The sequence below is a fragment of the Leptolyngbya sp. CCY15150 genome (genome assembly GCF_016888135.1).
Taxonomy (GTDB): Bacteria; Cyanobacteriota; Cyanobacteriia; order RECH01; family RECH01; genus RECH01.
Genome location: NZ_JACSWB010000272.1, coordinates 1 through 3,528 on the forward strand (window position 1 = coordinate 1; position 3,528 = coordinate 3,528).

Sequence of the window (3,528 nt, forward strand, 5' to 3'; positions counted from 1 at the left end):
ATCAACAACGGCATTTTCGACGTTCCCCTGCAGCTTATTTAGCTAACCTGGAGCAGAAGGCTCTCCAGCTAGTTTTGCCGCCCTAGTTTTTTTGAGCGATCGGCTTCAGCGCGTTGAAGGATTTCACAAATTTCGGTTCAGCCGTCCCAAAGTTGCGATACGGGTTTGGTGCGTCCGGCTAGGGCATCTTGCCAACCACGATAAATGCCTTCGCGGATTTCTGCGATCGGGGTATCGTCCGGGTCATCTTCAGGTTCAGTGATGAGTACAATCACGCGAACTCGGCTGCTAATGCCAAGCGTTAGTGGCTCATCGAGGGTAAGTTGCCCATTTTCTGAGAGGGTAGCTGTAGTTTCAATGGCTTTCATGGTTCAGATTCCTTTGATTTAAAGGACGGATTTGTTCAAGTTGTTGAAGTTCGTGTTGGATTTCAGCTTCGATTTCAGCCGGGTGATCGAAGTAGTAGGTCATGGCGGCATGGGCTTCGGCGGGGAGAAGGAGGGGTGTTGGTGGCAGATTTCATCAACAGACCAGCCGTGAGTGAGGTAGTCCATGACGATTTGGGTAACGCGGATGCGAGGGAGGCGTTTGAGATGGGCTGGTTGGTTGGCTGGAGTTTCGAGGTGGGGATAGGGGGTCGTTAGCATGGTTTAGACTCCTTGGGTTGGTGTTTTGTGGAAGGTGATGGTGCTGGGGAGGGCGATTAAGCTCCTGGCAGTTGGTTTTGATTGCGATTGTAGATCTCATAAAGCCGCTTGACGACTTCGATTGGGATGCCTGCGACTGGAATTAAAATTTTGGCAGCTTCAACTCCACCTGCAAATAGGATGCTGAAACTATCTTTCCAGCGCTGCCAGTTTTGGGGATTCTTTTGGGGCATGGTGGCAAAGCCGTGGAGCAGAATTTCAAAGATTTCTGCATCAGGTTTATGGGGGTATGTTTGCCGTAGTTTTGTGAGGACTTGGGTAAGCTGTTGGGTCGCTTCGGTTGAGTGATTATTTTCGATGTAGGTATCAACTTGCTCAAAGATTTGGACTTTTTGGGCGTTTGGAAAGGCGTTGTCGTATTTTCCTGGCATGGGCGAAATTCTCTGATTTAAGTTCAAAACGTTCAGGATTTTGTGGTTATTTCAAGAGTCGAATGAAGCCTGCTTGTTCAAAGTGATGGTCGGTGGTGAGGGCTTGTTGGATGTTGTGTTGCTGCATGATGATGAAGGAACTGCAATCGACGAGTGACCAGGGTTTGTCGGGGCGGTTTTGGCAAAGTTCCCAAGCGGCTTGGTCTGTGGATGGATCAATGTGGATACGAGTAATGTAGGGATTTTGGCGAACAATATTGATGTGGTTAAAGATGCGATCGCGTGGTAGACGGTGGGGGCTATTGAGGAGTGCAACAAGTTCGGCGATGACGTAGTTGGTGGTGATAATTTCAGTGCGGCTGGCGATCGCAGTGCGGAAATGCTCGGCAGCAATTGGATAATGGGTTTCGGTGGGGATAAAAATGCTCGCCCAGCCAGAGGTATCAATGAAGAGATTATTCGGCATTGCGGAGTTCTTGGTAGAGGGCTTCGCCAAGGTATTGGTCGTGGTTTTCCGCGAGGTCGGTAGTACCGAGTTCTAGAGTACCGATGAGGGAGAGGAGTTGATCGGTGTCGGCGGTTGTGATTGCGGGTTGGAGGTATTGCTTAAGAACTTGAATGATCAATTGTTCAGGGGTGGTTTGGTTTTGGGCGGCTTGATGGACTAGGGCTTGCTGAAGGGCGTCAGGGAGGGCGATCGTGATTTGCATGGTGAGGGTCTCCGTTTGTTTGGTTTGATTGTAGCGGATGGATCGTAGGGGTTAGGGGGGTGGGTCTTTGGGTGGAGATTCGTGATAGTTTTGAACGTTTTCAAAGATTTTGACTTCGCTGGCGTTGGGGAATTGGTTAATTGTGGAAGGACTACTGCCACTTTGGCTGGCGGAGTTATTGCCCTTCTGCGTTGCTAGATGGGCTTGCCAAATTTCGTAGTTGTAGAACTTGCAGTTGGCTTGGATTCCTTGGATGACCTTGAAGGCCTCCTTGCTAGATTGGGTGGAGAGGAGAGTGAGGAAACTGGGGAGGAGGTAGGCAGCGCGATCGTATTTGATCTTTCCCAATACCTTCGCTGCACTCCCACGCACGTCTTGGTCTATATCTCCAAGCGCCTTGAGTAAGCCGGCTATCGCCGCTTCACTTCCGATGTTGCCCAATGCCTCAACGGCACTCTTACGAACGTTCTGATCTGAATGTTCAAGCACCTTGAGTAAGCCAGGGATTGCTGTTTCACTGCCAATGTTGCCCAATGTCTCAACTACTTTCTTGCACACATATCTGTCTGCATATTTAAGCGCCTTGAGTAAGTCAGGGATAGCTGCTTCACTTTTCTGGTACACATGCCTGTCTGTATCTTCAAGCGCTTTGAGTAAGTCAGGGATAGCTGCTTCACTGCCGATGTTACCTAATGCCTCGACGGCACTTCCACGAACGCTTGAGTCTGTATCTTCAAGTGCTTTGAGTAAGTCAGGGATAGCTGCTTCACTGCCGATATTACCCAATGCCTTCACTGTTATCCAGCGCACTTCCTCATATTCATCTTCAAGCGCTTTGAGTAAGTCAGGGATAGCTGCTTCACTGCCGATGTTACCCAGTGCTTCAATTGCGCTCCCACGAACCCTCCAGCCTGCATCTTCAAGCACCTTGAGTAAGCCAGGGATAGCTGCTTCACTGCCAATGTTACCCAGTGCTTCAATTGCGCTCCTGCAAACGTCTTGGTTTGTATCTTCAAGTGCCTTGAGTAAGCCAGCGATCACTGCTTCACTGCTGATGTTACCCAATGCCTTCGCTGCGCTCCTACGAACGTTCTGATCTGAATGTTCAAGCGCCTTGAGTAAGTCAGCGATCGCCGCTTCACTGCCGATGTTACCCAGTGCTTCAACTGCGCTCCTGCGAACGTCTTGGTCTGTATCTTCAAGCGCCTTGAGTAAGTCAGCGATCGCCGCTTCACTGCCGATGTTACCCAGTGCTTCAACTGCGCTCCTACGAACCTTACAGTCTGCATCTTCAATCACCTTGAGTAAGCCAGCGATCGCCGCTTCACTGCCGATGTTGCCCAATGCCTTTGCTGCGCTCCTACGAACCCACCAGTCTGCATCTTCAAGCGCCTTGAGCAAGTCGGGAACCGCCGCTTCACTACCGATGTTACCCAATGCCTCCACTGCGCTCCTACGAACGTTCTGGTCTGAATGTTCAAGCGCCTTGAGTAAGTCAGCGATCGCCGCTTCATTGCAAATGTTACCCAATGCGTAGACTGCCTTCCCACGCACGTCCTCGTCTGAATGTTCAAGTGCCTTGAGTAAGCCAGCGATCGCCGCATCAGAACCCAGGTTCCCTAACGCCTCTGCCGCGTTCCTAAGCACATATGAGTCTGAATCTTCAAGAGCTTTGAGCAGCCCCGCAATTGCCGCATCAGAACCCAGGTTCCCTAACGCCTCTGCCGCGTTCCTACGCAC

General features: G+C 50.6%; 5 protein-coding genes and 1 pseudogene. All 6 read right to left on the bottom strand.

Annotated features, from left to right (window positions below; translation table 11 throughout):
- Positions 1–137: 137 nt before the first annotated feature.
- A complete protein-coding gene (locus tag JUJ53_RS19745; protein WP_204153748.1) occupies positions 138–368 on the bottom strand; it encodes a hypothetical protein in 231 nt (76 codons plus the stop codon).
- Positions 355–647, bottom strand: a pseudogene (locus JUJ53_RS25625) (DUF433 domain-containing protein). The gene JUJ53_RS19745 and the pseudogene JUJ53_RS25625 overlap by 14 nt, the downstream one beginning before the upstream one ends.
- A 56-nt stretch (positions 648–703) precedes the next feature.
- Positions 704–1,078 carry a hypothetical protein gene (locus JUJ53_RS19755; RefSeq protein ID WP_204153749.1) on the bottom strand — a complete coding sequence of 125 codons (375 nt, stop codon included), beginning with the start codon at positions 1,076–1,078 and terminating at the stop codon, positions 704–706.
- 46 nt (positions 1,079–1,124) lie between these two features.
- Positions 1,125–1,544, bottom strand: coding sequence for a PIN domain-containing protein (locus JUJ53_RS19760; RefSeq protein ID WP_204153750.1), 420 nt, complete (start codon positions 1,542–1,544; stop codon positions 1,125–1,127).
- Complete coding sequence (locus JUJ53_RS19765) at positions 1,534–1,788, bottom strand: hypothetical protein (protein WP_204153751.1); 255 nt, start codon at positions 1,786–1,788, stop codon at positions 1,534–1,536. Before JUJ53_RS19765 ends, JUJ53_RS19760 begins: the two co-directional genes overlap by 11 nt.
- Positions 1,789–1,839: 51 nt before the next feature.
- The coding region (locus JUJ53_RS19770; protein WP_204153752.1) for a HEAT repeat domain-containing protein at positions 1,840–3,528 on the bottom strand (1,689 nt) is incomplete at its 5' end.